Source organism: Kribbella sp. CA-247076 (assembly GCF_050942445.1).
Taxonomy (GTDB): Bacteria; Actinomycetota; Actinomycetes; order Propionibacteriales; family Kribbellaceae; genus Kribbella.
In genome coordinates this window covers 2,284,188-2,299,950 of the sequence record NZ_CP192051.1, presented here as the reverse complement: position 1 = coordinate 2,299,950, position 15,763 = coordinate 2,284,188, and the positions used below count along the sequence as shown (strand labels likewise).

Below are 15,763 nucleotides of genomic sequence, written 5' to 3'. Positions count from 1 at the left end.
CCGGGAGCAACCACGATGTCTCTGCCCGCGTTCCGGTCCGCCGATCCGGTCCGGACCTACTACTCCTACAACGGCGCCTGGGCGTTCTTCTCCGCGCTGACCTTCACGCTCAGCATGGTGTACTACGTCCGCGACGCCGGACTGGACCCGCTCCAGATGGTTCTGGTCGGGACCACTCTGGAGCTCGCCTGTTTCCTGTTCGAGGTGCCGACGGGCATCGTCGCCGACCTGTACAGCCGACGGCTCTCGATCGTCATCGGCATCGTCCTGATCGGTGCCGGCTTCCTGCTGCAGGGACTGGTGCCGGAGTTCCTGGCGATCCTCGCCGCCCAGGTGCTCTGGGGCGTCGGCTACACCTTCACCTCCGGCGCCGACCAGGCCTGGATCACCGACGAGATCGGCGCCGAGCGCGCCGGGCCCGTGTTCGTCCGCAGTCAGCAGATCGGCTTGGCGGGAACGATCGCCGGCACCGTCACGGCCGGGGCGCTCGGCTTGATCAGCCTGCCGTTGCCGCTGACGTTGTCCGGCGCCGGGATGATCCTGCTGGCGTTGGTGCTGGCCGCGTTCATGCGGGAGGACAACTTCCACCGGACACCGAAGGCGGAGCGGGAGACGTTCCGGCAGGTGGCCGAGACGTTCCAGCACGGTCTCGCGGTCGCCCGGCGGCGTCCCGTCGTACGCATGCTGGTCGTGATCAGCCTGATCTCCGGGTTGTCCAGTGAGGCGTTCGACCGGCTGTGGTCGGTGAAGATCCTGGAGTTCGAGTTTCCCTCGGTCTTCGGGACGTCGGACCCTGCGTTCTGGTTCACCGTGCTGGCGTTGGTCGGCACCCTGCTGTCGCTCGTCACCTCGCTGGTCCTGAACAAGCTCACGCCGGCGCGGCTCAGTGCCGCGCATCCGCACGGGATCCTTGCGTTGCTCAGCCTGTTGCAGGTCGGCGGGGTGATCGCGTTCGCACTGCTGGACCACCTGTGGCTGGCCTTGGCAGCGATGTGGGTACGGACGATCACCGCCACGCTGTCGTGGCCGATCGAGTCCGCGTGGCTGAACCGGCACGTCGACTCGCGGTCCCGCGCGACGGTGATCTCGATGGTGTCGCAGGCCAACGCGATCGGTCAGGTCGTCGGTGGGCCGCCGCTCGGCGCGGTCGGTCGTTCGTCGCTGCGTACGGCGCTACTCGCGTCCGGCCTGATCCTCACGCCGATCCCACTGCTCTTCCTGCGACTGCGCTCCTCCCGATCGCAGGTCAGTCTTCCGAGCTGACGCGGCGGTCGTACGACGATTTGATCAGGCTGGCGACCGTGGTGACGAACAGGGTGCCGGCGATGAAGCCGAGCGACGTCAGGATGCCGATGTGTGGAAGGTGGATGGCGCCGATGTCGTCGATGTGCGAGCCGTGCAGGGCCTCGATGATCAGCTTCACGCCGATGAACGCGAGGATCACCGACAGGCCGACGTTCAGGTAGATGATCCGCTCCAGCAGACCGCCGATCAGGAAGTACAACTGCCGCAGGCCCATCAGCGCGAACGCGTTGGCGGTCAGCACGATGTAGGCGTCCTGGGTGAGCCCGAAGATCGCCGGGATCGAGTCGAGCGCGAAGATCACGTTCGCCGTCCCGATCGCGGAGATCACGATCACCAGCGGCGTCACCATCCGCCGGCCGTCGACGCGGGTGGTCAGCTTCGCGCCGTCGTACTCCTGCGACAACGGGAGGATCCGGCGCAGGCCCCGCAGTACGGCGTTCTCCTGGAAGTCGGTCTCGTTGTCGCCCTCGAGTGCCAGGCGGACCGCGGTGTACACGAGGAAGGCGCCGAAGAGGTAGAACACCCAACTCGCGGCCGCGATCGCCGCCGCGCCGGCCAGGATGAACACCGCCCGCAACACCATCGACACCACGATGCCGACGTACAGCACCTTGTCCTGCGCCAGCCCCGGTACGGCGAACCGCGCCATGATGATCACGAAGACGAACAGGTTGTCGACGCTCAGGCTGTACTCGGTGATGTAGCCGGCGACGAACTCACCACCGGTCGTGCCTCCGCCCGGCGCGAACAGGAACAGCCCGACCGCGAACAGTCCGGCGAGTGCGACGTAGAACAGCACCCACCGGGTCGCGTCCTTGATCGTCACCGCGTGATCCCGGCGGGCGATCACGATCAGGTCGAATGCGACGATTGCCAACAACCCGGCAATCGTCAGCACCCAGACGGCAGGGGGCACGACAGAGACCACGACAAACCTCCGGACGACCCCCCACGACAACACGTCAACTGTATCCAAGACCAATATAACTCGAGAATCGTATACCGCATACAACTTAGATGGAGCGGCGGAGCTTCCGGACGTGGCGGAGGTTCTCGCCGGAGAAGATGGCCAGGGCGGTCCAGATCAGGGCGAAGCCGATGAGGCGGGTGAGGGGCATGGGTTCGGCGAAGATGAGGACGCCCAGGGCGAACTGGATGGAAGGCGTGAGGTATTGCAGGAGGCCTAGGTAGGTCAACGGGATGCGGGTCACCGCGCCGGCGAAGAACAGGAGTGGGATGGCCGTCGCGGGGCCGGCGGCGATCAAGAGCAGGGTGGTCGTCCAGCCGGCGTGGATGAAGGTGGCGCGGCCGACGAGGTCCAGCCAGACGAGGTAGCCGAGGACGACCGGCAGGATGATCGTCGCCTCGACCGCGAGACCCTCGACCGCTCCGGTGGCCGCCTTCTTCTTCAGGACGCCGTACGTCGCGAAGCTCAACGCCAGCCCGACCGCCACCCACGGCACCCGGCCGTAGTCCAGCGTCAGCCACGCCACCGCCACCGCGGCCAGGCCGAGCGCGAACCACTGTGGTCGCCGGAGCCGTTCGCGGAACAGCACGACTCCGACGACGACAGTGATCAGCGGGCTGATGAAGTACCCGAGTGAGGTCTCGACCACGCGCTCGTGGTTGACGCCCCAGATGTAGAGGTACCAGTTGAACGCGATGATCACCGCGGCGGCGGCGAGCAGCCGGAGGGCGGCGGGGCGTTGCCTCAGCTCGCGCCACCAGCCGGCGCGCGGACGGACCCACAGCAGCAGCGCGATGATCGCGAGCGTCCACACGAACCGGTGGGCGAGCACCTCGATCGCGCCGGCGTTGTCGAGCAGACGCCAGTACAGCGGAAGCAGCCCCCAGATGCCGTACGTCGACGCGCCGTAGAGCAGACCACGGTTCAGCGACCCGTGGCTGTCGGAGTCAGGCGACTGGACCGGTGGTCCGGCGGTCGACGTAGGTGCAGACATCTCGGTACTCCTTCCGCGGGTCAGCCGTCAGGTCACTTCAGGACCCGGTACTTCAGATGTGTGACGCCGGGCGCCTCGACGGCCCGGATCTGCTCGAGCCGCACGTTGGGGCCTGCCGGACCGCCGAAGACGCGCGAGCCGTCGCCGAGCAGCAGCGGAACGACGTGCAACTCGAGCTCGTCGAGGAGTCCCGCAGCCAGGTACTGCTGGACGATGTTGCCGCCGCCCCAGAGCATGACGTCCTTCCCGCCGGCGGCCTTCTTCGCCTGGTCGAGGGCGGACTCGATCCCCTCGGTGACGAAGTGGTACGTCGTACCGCCCGCCATCTCGATCGACTCGCGCGGGTGGTGGGTGACCACGAAGACGGGATAGTGGTACGGCGGGTTGTCGCCCCACCAGCCTTTCCACTCCTGACCGGTCCAGTCGCCGCCACCGATCGGGCCGAACATGCCCCGGCCCATCACCGCGGCGCCGATGTTCTCCCGGACCTCCTCGACGACCCGGGCGCTCTCGTTCTGCTCGCCGCCTTGCTTGCCATGGGACTCGCGCCAGGTGGCCAGCGGGACCACCCAGTCGTGCAGGCTCTCGCCGCCCTCGCCGAGCGGGTTCTCCACGCTCTGGTTCGGGCCGGCGACGAAGCCGTCCAGCGAGATCGAAATATGACACCTGAGCTTGCTCATCGTTCCTCCTGAGTTGGCGTTGCCTTCAGCATGGAGTCGCGAACAGATGCCGTCTAATGCCAATACTTCGAGGAACTCATTGATATTCTTGATCTATGCTCAGCCCGGTCCATCTCAAGGTGCTGGCCACGGTGGCGCGCTACGGTTCGGTGACCGAAGCGGCCCGGGAGCTGCACTACTCGCAGCCGTCGGTGAGTCACCACCTGGCCCGGCTGGAAGCGGCGACCGGCGTCAAGCTGGTCCAACGCGTCGGCCGCGGGATCCGGCTGACCCCCGAAGGTGAGCTGCTCGCCAACCGGGCCGCCGAGATCATCGGCCGGATCGAAGCGGCGACCACGGAGCTGGCCGCCCACGTTGGGCTCCAGGCCGGGCGGGTCCGGCTCGCCGCCAACGCGTCCGCGCTGAGCACGCTCGTCCCGAAGGCGGCCGCCGCGCTGACCTCGACGTACCCGGGGCTCGAGCTGAACCTGATCGAGCACCATCCGGTCGAAGCCCTGCAACTGCTGCGGCACGGCGAGATCGACGTCGCCCTGATCTTCCGGTACGCCGACGCGCCGGCCGAGGACGACGGATTCCGGCTCGTCCACGTGGGCTACGACTCGATCTACCTCCTCAGCCTGCAACCCGGCGACAGCATCGCCAACCATCGCGACTCGGCCTGGATCGGCGGCTGCGAACGATGCCAGGAGGAGCTGATCACCGTCTGCCGGCTGGCGGGCGTCACCCCACGGATCGCCTCGCTCAGCGACGAGATCGTCGTCGTCCAGGCGTTCGTCGCCGCGGGCATCGGTGTCGCCACCATCCCCGGCCTCGCGTTGCAGGCCCACCGCCACCCCGGCATCCACGCCACCGAGGTGCCCGACTACCGCCGTCAGCTCTTCGCCGTCACCTACGGCGAGCCTCCCGACCCACCGGCTACCACCGCCCTCATCGAAGCCCTCCAGAACGCGGCCGAGTAGCAGCGCCCGGCGACCGCGGTTGTCCAGTTCCTGACGTCGGGCTGGCGTGCGCGGTCCCGGAGCGGGAAGGGTTGGTGGAAGTCGAGGAGACGGGAAGGGCGTATGACGAACAGCAACGCCGGAAACGACCGCACCACCGACAAGCTTCGCGAGGCGACCGGGTTTCAGGAGCAGGCGCCGTACGACGAGTCGATCGACCTGCGCACCGACTTCGTGATGGTGTACGGCCTCAACGACACCACCCCGGAGCGCATCGCCCGCTGGCGTGCCGCCGGGTATCGCGTCCACCTGATGACCGGCATCTCGTGGGGCACCTACCAGGACTACCTGGACGGGCGGTGGGACGGCTCCGACCACTGGGCCGACGCGCAGACCGCGGGCGACGGGTCGCCGATCCTGCACGGTCACAGCACCGACATCCCATACATGGTGCCGACGTTCGCCTTCACCGAGTACCTGGTGCAGAAGCTCCGGCCGATCATCGAGTTGGGTGTCGAAGGCATCCATCTGGAGGAGCCGGAGTTCTGGGCCCGGGCCGGCTACTCGGAGTCGTTCAAGCGGGAATGGCAGGCCTTCTTCGGCGAGCCCTGGCAGCCACCGCACAGTACTCCCGAGGCGCACTTCCGCGCCGGGCAACTCAAGCAGCACCTGTTGTCGCGGAGCCTGGACCGGGTCACGTCCGTCCTGCGCGACGAAGCGCTCCAGCAGGGCCGCCAGGTCCGGTTCTACGTCCCGACGCACAGCCTGCTGAACTACACCCAGTGGCAGATCATCAGCCCCGAATCGCGCCTCCGGACGCTGCCCTCGATCGACGGCGCGATCGCGCAGGTGTGGACCGGGACCTCCCGGACGCCGAACGTGTACGCCGGGAAGGTCGCCGAGCGCACGTTCGAGACGGCGTACCTGGAGTACGGCATCGCCCAGGACCTCACCCGCGGCACCGACCGGCGGATGTGGTTCCTGCACGACCCGATCGAGGACCACCCGGACCGCACCTGGGAGGACTACCTGGCGAACTACCAGCGCACGCTGGTCGCGTCGCTGCTGCACCCCGGCGTCTCGCGGTACGAGGTGGCACCGTGGCCGAATCGGATCTTCAACCGCCCGTACCTGCGCGAGGGCTCCGCCGAGCGGCAGCCGATCCCGGCGGACACCGCCACCAGCTACCTGATCGCGATGAACAGCCTGCGCGACCTAGACCAGCCGGACGTCCGCTGGGCACAGGAAGGACCGCGGATCGGGATCGCGCTCTCGGACACCGCCATGTTCCAGCGCTGGGCTCCCGGTGGTGAGAGCGGACACTACGACGGGCTGCAGGACGCCCTCGCCGTCGAAGGGCGCGAGCAACTGCACTTCTCCGACTTTTACGGGCTCGCGCTGCCGCCGCTGTGCGACGGGCAACGCGTCTGCCCGGTCCAGTTGGAGAACGTGATCGACACTCCGGATGCGCTGGACGACGTCGACGTACTCGTCCTGAGCTACGAGTTCCAGAAGCCGCTCGCGCCCGGGATCCACTACGCCCTGGCCGGCTGGGTCAACCGCGGCGGCAGCCTGCTGTACGTCGGCGACGGCGCGGACCCGTACCACGAGCTCCGCTCCTGGTGGACCGGCCGCTACGAGACCTGCGCCGACCACCTCGCCGAAGCACTCGGAGCCGACCGCACCCGCGACGACCTCCAGCCGGTCGGCCAGGGCCGGGTGAGGTTCCTCGCCTCCCGCCCAGCCGACTTCACCGAATCGCCGGAACGCGCCGCCGACCTGGTCGCGGCGATCCGTGAACTGGCCGAAGCTGGCGGCCTGATCTGGACCTCCACCAACTGGCTGTCGGTGCAACGCGGTCCCTACCTGATCGGTGCCGTGCTCGCGGAGGCCGGCGGCGCGCACGTGGTCGAAGGCACGTACCTCGACCTGCTCGACCCGAACCTCGCCGTCGTCCGGAAGCGCGAGCTCGGCCCAGGTCAGCTGACGTGGCTTCGCGATCTCACGTACGACGACGACGTACTCCTGGCCTCGGCCGGCCGCGTCGTCGACTGGCATCAGGACCGATCGACGATCCACTTCACCTGTGAGGCGCCGCAAGGCGTGCAGGTCACCACCGCCCTGCGCGTCCCCGCCGAGCCGTCAACCGTCACGGCCGACGACGCCGAACTCACCGACCTCCGCTACGACGCCGACGCCGGCGTCCTGTGGTTGCGCCACCCCGGCACACCGTCCGGCACCACCATCGACCTCAAGTTCTGACCCCGCCTACTCCCCCGACGGCCCGCCGTACGCCGCCCGTCGCCTACGGCGCGCCGTCGAGGGTGTCCGCGATGATCCCGGCGGCGACCTCGCGCACCTTCACGTTCGTGGTCTGCGAGGCCCGGACCAGGTAGGAGAACGCCCGGTTGGCGTCGATCTTGTAGCGCTCCATCAGGATGCCGACCGCCTGGCCGACCGTCTCGCGGGTGGTGAGCGCCTCGTGCAGGCTCTGGTCCTGCCGCGACCAGCCGAGCGCCACCGAGGCGAGATGAGCGAACAGTGCACCCAGCTGCCGGGTCTCGATCGTCAGTTCGCGCGCGTCGACGGCGTACAGATTCAGGGCGCCCCTGGCGTGCGGCTCGGCCCGGAACTGGAACGCCAACTGCGCCCGCAGCCCCAGCGCCACCGCGACCTTCGGCCCGTACTGCGGCCAGCGGAGATCGCCGGCGAGATCGTCGACCTGGACGATCGGCGCGCCGGTCACCGCCTCGTAGCACGGTCCCTGCCGGAGCTCGTACTGGAGATCGTCGGCCTGGACGGCCACCGCATCGGTCGGCGCCAAGGTCCGGATTTTTCCGCCTTTCGACGTCACCGACAGGCTGGCGTAGGCGACTCCGGGGATGGTCTCCACCGCACTGGCGGTGATCCGCCGGAGCGCCTCGTCCACGTCGATGGGTGGCGGCAGGCTGGCAGCGACCTCGGTCACCGCCTCGAGCAGATCCTTTCGCTCCATGCTGCCTCCCCAGCTCGACCGGCGCTGCACGGCCAGTTGACCTCAGTCTGCACCCTCGTCGACGCGGCGTCCCGGATTCACAGCCCGCGCACTTTTCGGGGGGCTTCGTCGGGGTACCTAGGCGGCGACCGTTCCGGCGTACCGAGGAGATGCTGATGACTTCGCGCGACCCCGATGTGATCGACGTGCTGACGGCGGATCACCGAGAAGTCGAGATCCTCGGCGACCAGGTCGTCGCGACCAGCGATCCGGAGGAGCGGCGGAACCTGGCGGACCAGCTCATCGCGGAACTGGTCCGGCACGCTGTCGCCGAGGAGATGTACGTGTACCCGGCGATGCGGGACCACCTGCCGAACGGCGCCCGGGCCGTCGAGCACGACATCGAGGAGCACCAGGAACTCGAGACGCTGATGAAGCGGTTGGAGAGCGCCCGCGCGGACAGCGCCGAGTTCGAGAGCATTGTCGGCAATCTACGGCGGGTACTTCGCGATCACGTGCAGGACGAGGAGAGCAGCCAGTTCCCGCAGCTGCGGGCGCACGTCCCGGCCGCCACCCTGGTCGAGCTCAAGGAAATGGTCGAGCTGGCGAAGCAAGTGGCACCGACGCGACCACATCCGGCGGCACCGAACGCCGAGCTCTTCCACAAGCTGGTCGGACCAGGCGTCGGCCTGGTCGACAGACTCCGCGACCGCCTCAGCGGCCGCCCCTCCTGATCGGCAAGCGTCAGGACGAGTGTTGGTCAGGTGGGACGTCGGAGTGAGTGGTGGTGAGGAAACGACTGGGGTCGCCACCGGCGCTGGCGGCGGAGTCAAACCACGCGCGTAGACCTCTGGGGTCGCGGCGCTCGAGCTCGTCGAGGTACTGCTGACGAATCATCACGAGCCGAAGCCGCTGGGCCGGGGGCGCCTGGCGCAGCGCGAGGTAACTGTCGTGCCACTGCCGACAAAGCTGGCTGGTCGTCAGATCTGCGGCCGGCAACGCGAGCACCGCGGAGTCGGCCGGTGATGCCTGCGTGCGGGATTCGACAGGCGCCGGAACGCGCGATTCAGCCGACCGCGCGTGTTTCCGGAGCAGCCGACGCCACCACCCGACCGCGGGCGAGGAGCTTGCAATCACCATCACAACCAGTACCACCACACCCGCGCGGAGTACGACGGCGAACGCGAGAACGGCCGCCACCGCCAAGCCGACACCCACAGCTCGCACCAGAAGCAACACCGGCCGCGCACCGCCGCGAGCCGACGGAACTGGCTGGGTCGGCCGGTCCCGGCCGACGATTGCGGTCAGTCCGAGGACGACGGCGAGTAGCGCGACCAGGACCCAGACCTCGAGCGGCAGGACGACCACACCCAGCAGGACACCGGCCGCGACGAGCGCCGTACAGAGGATCCGCCACACCACCGGATAGCCGCCCACGTCTGCCCTCCTGACCGAGACCTCACCAAGCGGCCGTCGGTACCCGAGGGCTCGTCCCCTAACCCCGGCAACCGCTCATGACCGCGGCGAATCTCCCGAAGCGTGTAGAAGCTCCCGACCAGGGAACCTGCCCGCAATGCGACGGTTGTGCGTGGTACTCCTTACCGGACTCGTCCTGCTGCTGACGCCCGCCGGGGTCTCTGCCGCGGCAGCCGGCGGTGAGCAGACCCAGGTCGTCCAGGTGCCGGCCGCGGACTCACCGTCGCCGACCCTGGGCTCGACAGCGAATCCGGGCGCGAACCCACCCGGTGACGCCGACGCCGATGCCAGCGACTTCGACCAGGTTCCGCTGGCGGTCGGTTCGTTCGTCTTCCTCGCCCTGCTCGTCGGCGGGTCGCTGGTCTTCTACCTCTGGCGCCGCAACCGCCAGTCGAAGGAAGAACGGACCGGCTAGTTCAGTCCTCGGCCTGATCGTTGAGGTGGTCGACGCGTCCCTGGTCCTCGCCCGCGTCGAGCAGGTTGTCGGCGGGCGCGCGGGTGTCGCGGTACTCCGACAGCGCGACCTTCGGATGGTGTACGTCGAACGCCGGGCTCTCGGAGCGGATCCGCGGCAACCGCTCGAAGTTGTGCCGCGGCGGCGGCGAACTGGTCGCCCACTCCAGCGAACGTCCCCAGCCCCACGGATCGTCCACGCCGACCAGCGGCGCCTTGCGCGACTTCCAGACGTTGTACAGGAACGGCAAGGTCGAGATCCCGAGCACGAACGCGCCGATCGACGACACCTGGTGCAAGAACGTGAAGCCCTCCTCCTCGCCGTACGTCGCATAGCGCCGCGGCATGCCCTCGACACCGAGCCAGTGCTGCACCAGGAACGTGGTGTGGAACCCGACGAACAGCAACCAGAAATGAACCTTCCCGAGCCGCTCGTCGAGCATTCGGCCGGTCATCTTCGGCCACCAGAAATAGAACCCGGCGAACATCGCGAACACGACCGTGCCGAAGACGACGTAGTGGAAATGTGCCACCACGAAGTACGTGTCGGACAGCTGGTAGTCGAGGCTCGGCGACGCCAGGATCACGCCGGTCAGCCCACCGAGCAGGAAGGTCACCAGGAAGCCGATGCTCCACAGCATCGGGGTGTCGAACGACACCGAGCCGCCCCACATCGTCCCGATCCAGTTGAAGAACTTCACCCCGGTCGGCACCGCGATGATGAAGGTCATCAGCGAGAAGAACGACCCGCTCACTGCTCCGGTGACGAACATGTGATGCGCCCAGACAGCGATCGAGTAAAGCGCGATCGTGAGGGTCGCGCCGACGAGGCCGACGTACCCGAAGACCGGTTTGCGGCTGAAGACCGGCAGGACTTCGGTGATGATGCCGAAGAACGGCAACGCGATGATGTAGACCTCGGGATGCCCGAAGAACCAGAACAGGTGCTGCCACAGCAGTGGTCCGCCGTTGGCGGCGTCGAAGACGTGAGCCCCTAGGGCTCGATCCGCCTCCAGCATCAGCAGCGCGCCGGCCAGGATCGGGAATGCGATCAGCACCAGGATCGACGTCACCAGGATGTTCCAGGTGAAGATCGGCATCCGGAACATCGTCATCCCCGGCGCCCGCATCGTGATGATCGTGGTGACGAAGTTGACCGCACCCAGGATCGTGCCCAGACCGGCCATCCACAGACCCATGATCCACAGGTCGGCTCCGACACCGGGCGACCTGGTGTCGTCGGACAGCGGCGTGTACGCCGTCCAGCCGAAGTCGGGTGCTCCTGCCGGGGTGAGGAATCCCGCGGACGCGATCAGGCCGCCGAACAGGAACAGCCAGTAACTGAACATGTTGAGCCGCGGGAACGCGACGTCCGGGGCGCCGATCTGGACCGGCATGATCACGTTCGCGAACCCGACGAACAATGGCGTCGCGAACAGCAGCAGCATGATCGTGCCGTGCATGGTGAACATCTGGTTGTAGACCTCTTCGTTCACGATCTGCAGCCCAGGAGCGGCCAGCTCGGCCCGGATGACCAGAGCCATGACGCCGGCGATCAGGAAGAACATGAACGAGGTGACCAGGTACAGATGGCCGATCAGCTTGTGATCCGTGGTGGTCAGAATCCGCACCGCCACCCGGCCCAACGGCTGCCGAACACTCAACCCACGTGTCTCCCCCGCCCGCCGCTCAAGCGTGACCATGAACACCCCTCACTCGAAGTCCCGCGCGCAGTACCCACCCCCACCCCGGCCATGCGCCACCCGACGGGCATTTGAACGGTGGTCAAAAAGTTTCCGTTTCTCGTGTGAGCTCTGTGACTTTCCGCACGTTCGCGGTACAAAGATTTCTGTAGGTCTGTCCGCCCCTAGACCTGGAGGAATTGTCATGGCCGGAGTCAACGGCGAAGTCTCATGGTTCTGCTGCGGCAACGCGTGGGGACCGTGTGCGAGCACCGGACGTGGTGCTTGCGGAACCTGTCATTCGGGCAACTTCCAGCACGCCTGGCCGAACACGTCGGCCGCCTGCCTGGACATCACCCGGCCGGACCGCTGCGGGATCACCGGGATGTCCCGGCGTACCTGCGGCTTCCGGCACTCGACGACCAACCTGTGCAACGGCGCGCGGGTGGTCACGTCGATCGCGGACTGCGGTCCGCAGACCGACCTGTTCTGCGGTGAGCGTGCCTGCTGCGGCGGGACGTGCGCCTCCAACCGGATCATCGACCTCACGCCGGCCGCGTTCTCCGCGATCGGCAGCCTGAGCGCCGGCCTGATCCCCTGCACCGTCGACGTCGGCTGAGAGGAGAGAGTCGAGATGACCACCACGATGGACCGCCGGTCCCTGCTCACCCGCGCCGCGCTCGGCGCCACCGGCCTGGTCGCGGCCACCGCTATGGGTTCACTCGCCCCGGAGACCGCGTTCGCCGCGGCGACGCAGTACCCGGACGCCGGGCAGCCGGACCCGAACTTCGCCGAGGGCCTGATCATCGGCCGGAACGAGAATCTCCTGCAGGTGCAGGGCTCCGACGGCAGAATGCACCGGATCCAACTGACCGGCGTCACCAGTGTGTGGAAGCTGCGGCCGACCACGCTGGACCAGGTCCGGATCGGCGACGGCATGTACGCGCGCGGCGTCCTCATGCCGGACGGGATCCTCGCCGCCGAGTCGGTGTGGGTGAACATCGTCAACCTGACGATCAGCGTCACGTCGATCGGGCGCTCGGCGCTGAACCTCGACCACCACGGCCAGAAGGTCGTCGGGCACGTGCAGCCCGGCCTCACCGCGGCCGTCTACAACGGCACGCCGGCGGTGTCGGACCTGTCGATGCTCAAGGTCGGCCGGCACGCCCAGGTGATCGGTGCCTGGCGGCCGGGGACCAACGAGATCGACATCGCGACGATCTACGCGTCGAACTGAGCGGGAGGCCGCGATGTTCGCACAACAGGTGGCGGCCGCGCAGCCGCTGCTCATCGGGGTGCTCTTGCTCTGGTCGGCGTACGGCAAGCTCGTCCGGCAGGACAGCGCGGAGCGTACGGCGTTGCCACGGTTGGTCGGCGAGGACCGGGCCGCGCCGGCGTATCGCGCGGTCGGGATGGTCGAAGCCGTGATCGCGCTGGCGCTGCTCGCACCGCCGGTGTGGATCGTCGAGGCGATCGCGGCCGTGGCGCTGGCGGTCGGGTTCACCGGCTACCTGGTTTATGCCAAGCTCGTGGTGCCGGAGGCCTCTTGCGGTTGCGTCGGTTCCTCGGCGAAACCGGTCGGCTATCGGGCGATCGGTCGCGCACTGTTGCTCCTGGCAACAGCAGGAACAGCAGTGACCGCGACCGCCGGATGGTGGTCGGCGGGAGCAGGAGCACTCGTCCTCATTCCCGAGGCCGTCCTCTTCGTCCTGCTGTCGGCCGAGCTCGACAGGTACTGGCTCCTCCCCCTGCGCCGGCTGCGGTTGCGGATCACGCACCCGCTCACCGGCACCGCGACCGACGGCATCCCGCTGGTCGCGACCCAACGCCGGCTCCTGCTCAGCCCGGCGTACCGCGCGGTCGACGGGCTGCTGCGGTCCGACATCCGCGACTACTGGGACGACGAGGACTGGCGGTTCGTGAGCTACACCGCCAGGTACGACGGCCGCCAGGCGACCGCCGTCTTCGCCGTACCGCATCACGACTCCACGCCGGAGTCCGTCCGGGTCGCCCTCGTCGACGAGACGTCGGGCCAGACCCTCTACCGCCCGACCGTGCTGGCGACCGCCGGCTGACCGACGCACGACCCAGCCGCCCTCGCGGAGCCGGAAGCCGGTTCCGCGAGGGCTGCACGCTGTTGACACCTGGTCCGCGCTGATGGTGTGATGCCGAACATCGTTAGGAAGGTTTCCTAATGATTGTGTGGTTCCCCTGCAGCTCCTCCGCCCCGGACACCAGGAGACCTCGAATGACACCTCGGACCCTCTGGCGTGCGGCCGTGTCCGCTGCGGCCGCGCTCGCTCTGACCCTCCCCGCACCACCCGCCGGTGCGGCACCGACCGACTACCAGGCCGAGGACGCGACCATCTCCCAAGGAGCGGTCGAGTCCAACCACGCCGGGTTCACCGGCAGCGGATTCGTCAACTACGACAATGTCGTCGGCAGCTACGTCGAGTGGACCGTCTCCGCACCCGCGGGCCCGGCCGACGTGACGCTCCGCTACGCGAACGGTACGACGGCCGCCCGCCCGATGGACTTCACCGTCAACGGCGTCGCCGGCGCGGTCGGCATCACCTTCCCCGGCACCGGCGCCTGGACCACCTGGCAGACCAAGACGGTCCGTCTCCAACTGAACGCCGGGACCAACGTGATCCGAGCTCGCGCCACCACCGCCGACGGTGGACCGAACGCGGACAGGCTGACCGTTGCCCCGACCACCGACGACACCCAGCCGCCGTCACCACCGGGCAACCTTGCCGTCAGCAACATCAAGTCGAACGCGGCCACCTTCACCTGGTCCGCCGCGACCGACGACGTCGACGTGGTCCGGTACGAGGTCAACCGCGGTGGCAACATCTTGAGGGTTGTCGACGGCAACACATTGACCGCGACCGTGGACACGTTGACCGCCAACACGACGTACGATGTCTCCGTCGGCGCGTTCGATGCCGCAGGCAACGCCTCGCAGCAGAGCAACGTGGTCACGTTCACCACTCCCCCGAGCGGCGACACCCAGCCACCGACCGCCCCGGGCAACCTGCGCTCGACCGGCGTCACCGCGAACAGCGTCTCGCTGGCCTGGAACGCGTCGACGGACAACAGCGGCAGCATCGCCGGGTACGACGTCTACCAGGGCTCGACCAAGGTGTCGACTACGAACTCGCTGACCGCGACGATCACCAACCTCACGCCGAACACGCAGTACACCTTCACCGTCAAGGCGCGTGATCCCGACGGCAACGCGTCCGCCGCGAGCAACGCGGTGACGGTCCGTACGTCGACCGGAGGCGCCGGCGGCATCCCGGCGTACGACCGGGACATCGCCAAGGTGGACCTCGGCTGGAGCGTCGCGTTCCTGCCGGACGGATCGGCGCTGGTGACGGAGCGGGACCGGTTCGAGGTGCTGCGGGTGACGTCGACCGGGCAGAAGACCACGCTCGGCACGGTGCCAGGCGCGGTGACCACGACCGGTGAGGGCGGCCTGCTCGGCCTGGCACTGTCGCCGGACTTCGCGACCGACCACTGGGTGTACTTCTTCCACACGGCCGCGAACGACAACCGGATCGTCCGGATGAAGTACGAGAACGGCGTGCTCGGCACGACCTCGGAACCGGTGCTGACCGGGCTGGCGAAGAACCGCTACCACAACGGCGGCCGGATCCGGTTCGGCCCGGACGGCAAGCTGTACGCGACCGTCGGCGACGCGAAGGTCTCCGGCAACGCGCAGAACCGCGGCTCGCTGAACGGCAAGATCCTGCGGATCAACCCGGACGGTACCGCGCCGAGCGACAACCCGTTCGTCAGCACCGGCGGCAACGCCAGGTACGTCTGGAGCCTCGGCCACCGCAATCCGCAGGGGCTCGCGTGGGACTCCCGCGGTCAGCTCTGGGCGGCCGAGTTCGGCGAGAACAGCCAGGACGAGCTGAACCTGATCCAGAAGGGCGGCAACTACGGCTGGCCGGCCTGCGAGGGAACCATCGGCGACTGCGGCGGGTACATCGCGCCGGAGCGCACCTGGTCCACCGCCCAGGCCGGGCCGAGCGGCGTGGAGATCGTCAACGACTGGATCTACATCGCCGGCGTGACCGGCCAGCAGTTGTGGGTCACCCAGATCAACTCGTCGGGCACTGGCGTCGGCACCCCGCAGGCGGTCTTCTCGGGCCGCTGGGGTCGCCTCCGCAGCATCACCCGGACGCCCGACGGCGGTCTCTGGCTGACCTCCACGAACAACGACCGGAACGGCGGCACACCCACCGTCATCGACAACGTGATCGTCCGCCTGCGCTTCTCGTGA

At 68.1% G+C, this 15,763-nt stretch carries 15 protein-coding genes; 9 read left to right on the top strand and 6 right to left on the bottom strand.

Annotated elements, in window-relative coordinates; all coding sequences use genetic code 11:
• Positions 1-15: 15 nt before the first annotated feature.
• Positions 16-1,263 carry an MFS transporter gene (locus ACQPYZ_RS11160; protein ID WP_433167387.1) on the top strand — a complete coding sequence of 416 codons (1,248 nt, stop codon included), beginning with the start codon at positions 16-18 and terminating at the stop codon, positions 1,261-1,263.
• Here ACQPYZ_RS11160 and ACQPYZ_RS11155 read toward each other — a convergent pair.
• The 3 genes from ACQPYZ_RS11155 to ACQPYZ_RS11145 all read right to left on the bottom strand — a co-directional run bounded on the left by ACQPYZ_RS11155 (position 1,247) and on the right by ACQPYZ_RS11145 (position 3,946).
• A complete protein-coding gene (locus ACQPYZ_RS11155; protein ID WP_433167386.1) occupies positions 1,247-2,233 on the bottom strand; it encodes a TerC/Alx family metal homeostasis membrane protein in 987 nt (328 codons plus the stop codon). The two genes, ACQPYZ_RS11160 and ACQPYZ_RS11155, sit on opposite strands and share 17 nt — an antisense overlap.
• Before the next feature lie 85 nt (positions 2,234-2,318).
• Positions 2,319-3,266: an EamA family transporter RarD gene (gene rarD, locus ACQPYZ_RS11150; protein WP_433167385.1), complete on the bottom strand. Its 948-nt coding sequence runs from the start codon at positions 3,264-3,266 to the stop codon at positions 2,319-2,321.
• A 32-nt stretch (positions 3,267-3,298) separates the two neighbouring features.
• On the bottom strand, positions 3,299-3,946 hold the full coding sequence (locus ACQPYZ_RS11145) for a dihydrofolate reductase family protein (RefSeq protein ID WP_433167384.1): 648 nt from the start codon (positions 3,944-3,946) through the stop codon (positions 3,299-3,301).
• A 95-nt stretch (positions 3,947-4,041) separates the two neighbouring features.
• On the opposite strand from ACQPYZ_RS11145, the gene ACQPYZ_RS11140 reads away from it, so the two are divergent.
• Both ACQPYZ_RS11140 and ACQPYZ_RS11135 read left to right on the top strand, forming a co-directional pair.
• Positions 4,042-4,905: a LysR family transcriptional regulator gene (locus ACQPYZ_RS11140; RefSeq protein ID WP_433167383.1), complete on the top strand. Its 864-nt coding sequence runs from the start codon at positions 4,042-4,044 to the stop codon at positions 4,903-4,905.
• 102 nt (positions 4,906-5,007) lie between these two features.
• Positions 5,008-7,146 carry a hypothetical protein gene (locus ACQPYZ_RS11135; protein ID WP_433167382.1) on the top strand — a complete coding sequence of 713 codons (2,139 nt, stop codon included), beginning with the start codon at positions 5,008-5,010 and terminating at the stop codon, positions 7,144-7,146.
• Positions 7,147-7,189: 43 nt separating this feature from the next.
• Here the strand turns inward: ACQPYZ_RS11135 and ACQPYZ_RS11130 are convergent, their stop codons facing one another.
• Positions 7,190-7,879, bottom strand: a complete 690-nt coding sequence (locus ACQPYZ_RS11130; RefSeq protein WP_433167381.1) for a GAF and ANTAR domain-containing protein — start codon at positions 7,877-7,879, stop codon at positions 7,190-7,192.
• Positions 7,880-8,034: 155 nt separating this feature from the next.
• Here ACQPYZ_RS11130 and ACQPYZ_RS11125 point away from each other — a divergent pair, with 155 nt between their 5' ends.
• Complete coding sequence (locus tag ACQPYZ_RS11125) at positions 8,035-8,592, top strand: hemerythrin domain-containing protein (RefSeq protein ID WP_433167380.1); 558 nt, start codon at positions 8,035-8,037, stop codon at positions 8,590-8,592.
• 10 nt (positions 8,593-8,602) lie between these two features.
• On the opposite strand, the gene ACQPYZ_RS11120 is transcribed toward ACQPYZ_RS11125, so the two are convergent.
• On the bottom strand, positions 8,603-9,295 hold the full coding sequence (locus ACQPYZ_RS11120; RefSeq protein WP_433167379.1) for a hypothetical protein: 693 nt from the start codon (positions 9,293-9,295) through the stop codon (positions 8,603-8,605).
• A 136-nt stretch (positions 9,296-9,431) separates the two neighbouring features.
• Between ACQPYZ_RS11120 and ACQPYZ_RS11115 the strand changes: the two genes are divergently transcribed.
• Complete coding sequence (locus tag ACQPYZ_RS11115) at positions 9,432-9,749, top strand: hypothetical protein (RefSeq protein ID WP_433167378.1); 318 nt, start codon at positions 9,432-9,434, stop codon at positions 9,747-9,749.
• Position 9,750: 1 nt separating this feature from the next.
• On the opposite strand, the gene ctaD is transcribed toward ACQPYZ_RS11115, so the two are convergent.
• Positions 9,751-11,490 carry an aa3-type cytochrome oxidase subunit I gene (gene ctaD / locus ACQPYZ_RS11110; RefSeq protein WP_433167377.1) on the bottom strand — a complete coding sequence of 580 codons (1,740 nt, stop codon included), beginning with the start codon at positions 11,488-11,490 and terminating at the stop codon, positions 9,751-9,753.
• A gap of 184 nt (positions 11,491-11,674) precedes the next feature.
• On the opposite strand from ctaD, the gene ACQPYZ_RS11105 reads away from it, so the two are divergent.
• From ACQPYZ_RS11105 to ACQPYZ_RS11090, 4 genes are all read left to right on the top strand, one after another.
• Positions 11,675-12,088, top strand: coding sequence for a hypothetical protein (locus ACQPYZ_RS11105; protein WP_433167376.1), 414 nt, complete (start codon positions 11,675-11,677; stop codon positions 12,086-12,088).
• 15 nt (positions 12,089-12,103) lie between these two features.
• Positions 12,104-12,706 (top strand): cell wall protein, encoded by a 603-nt coding sequence (locus ACQPYZ_RS11100; RefSeq protein WP_433167375.1) that lies wholly within the window; start codon positions 12,104-12,106, stop codon positions 12,704-12,706.
• Positions 12,707-12,719: 13 nt separating this feature from the next.
• The gene (locus ACQPYZ_RS11095; RefSeq protein ID WP_433167374.1) at positions 12,720-13,544 is read left to right on the top strand and encodes a MauE/DoxX family redox-associated membrane protein; all 825 of its coding nucleotides are present in this window, start codon (positions 12,720-12,722) and stop codon (positions 13,542-13,544) included.
• Positions 13,545-13,717: 173 nt separating this feature from the next.
• Positions 13,718-15,763 carry a PQQ-dependent sugar dehydrogenase gene (locus tag ACQPYZ_RS11090; RefSeq protein ID WP_433167373.1) on the top strand — a complete coding sequence of 682 codons (2,046 nt, stop codon included), beginning with the start codon at positions 13,718-13,720 and terminating at the stop codon, positions 15,761-15,763.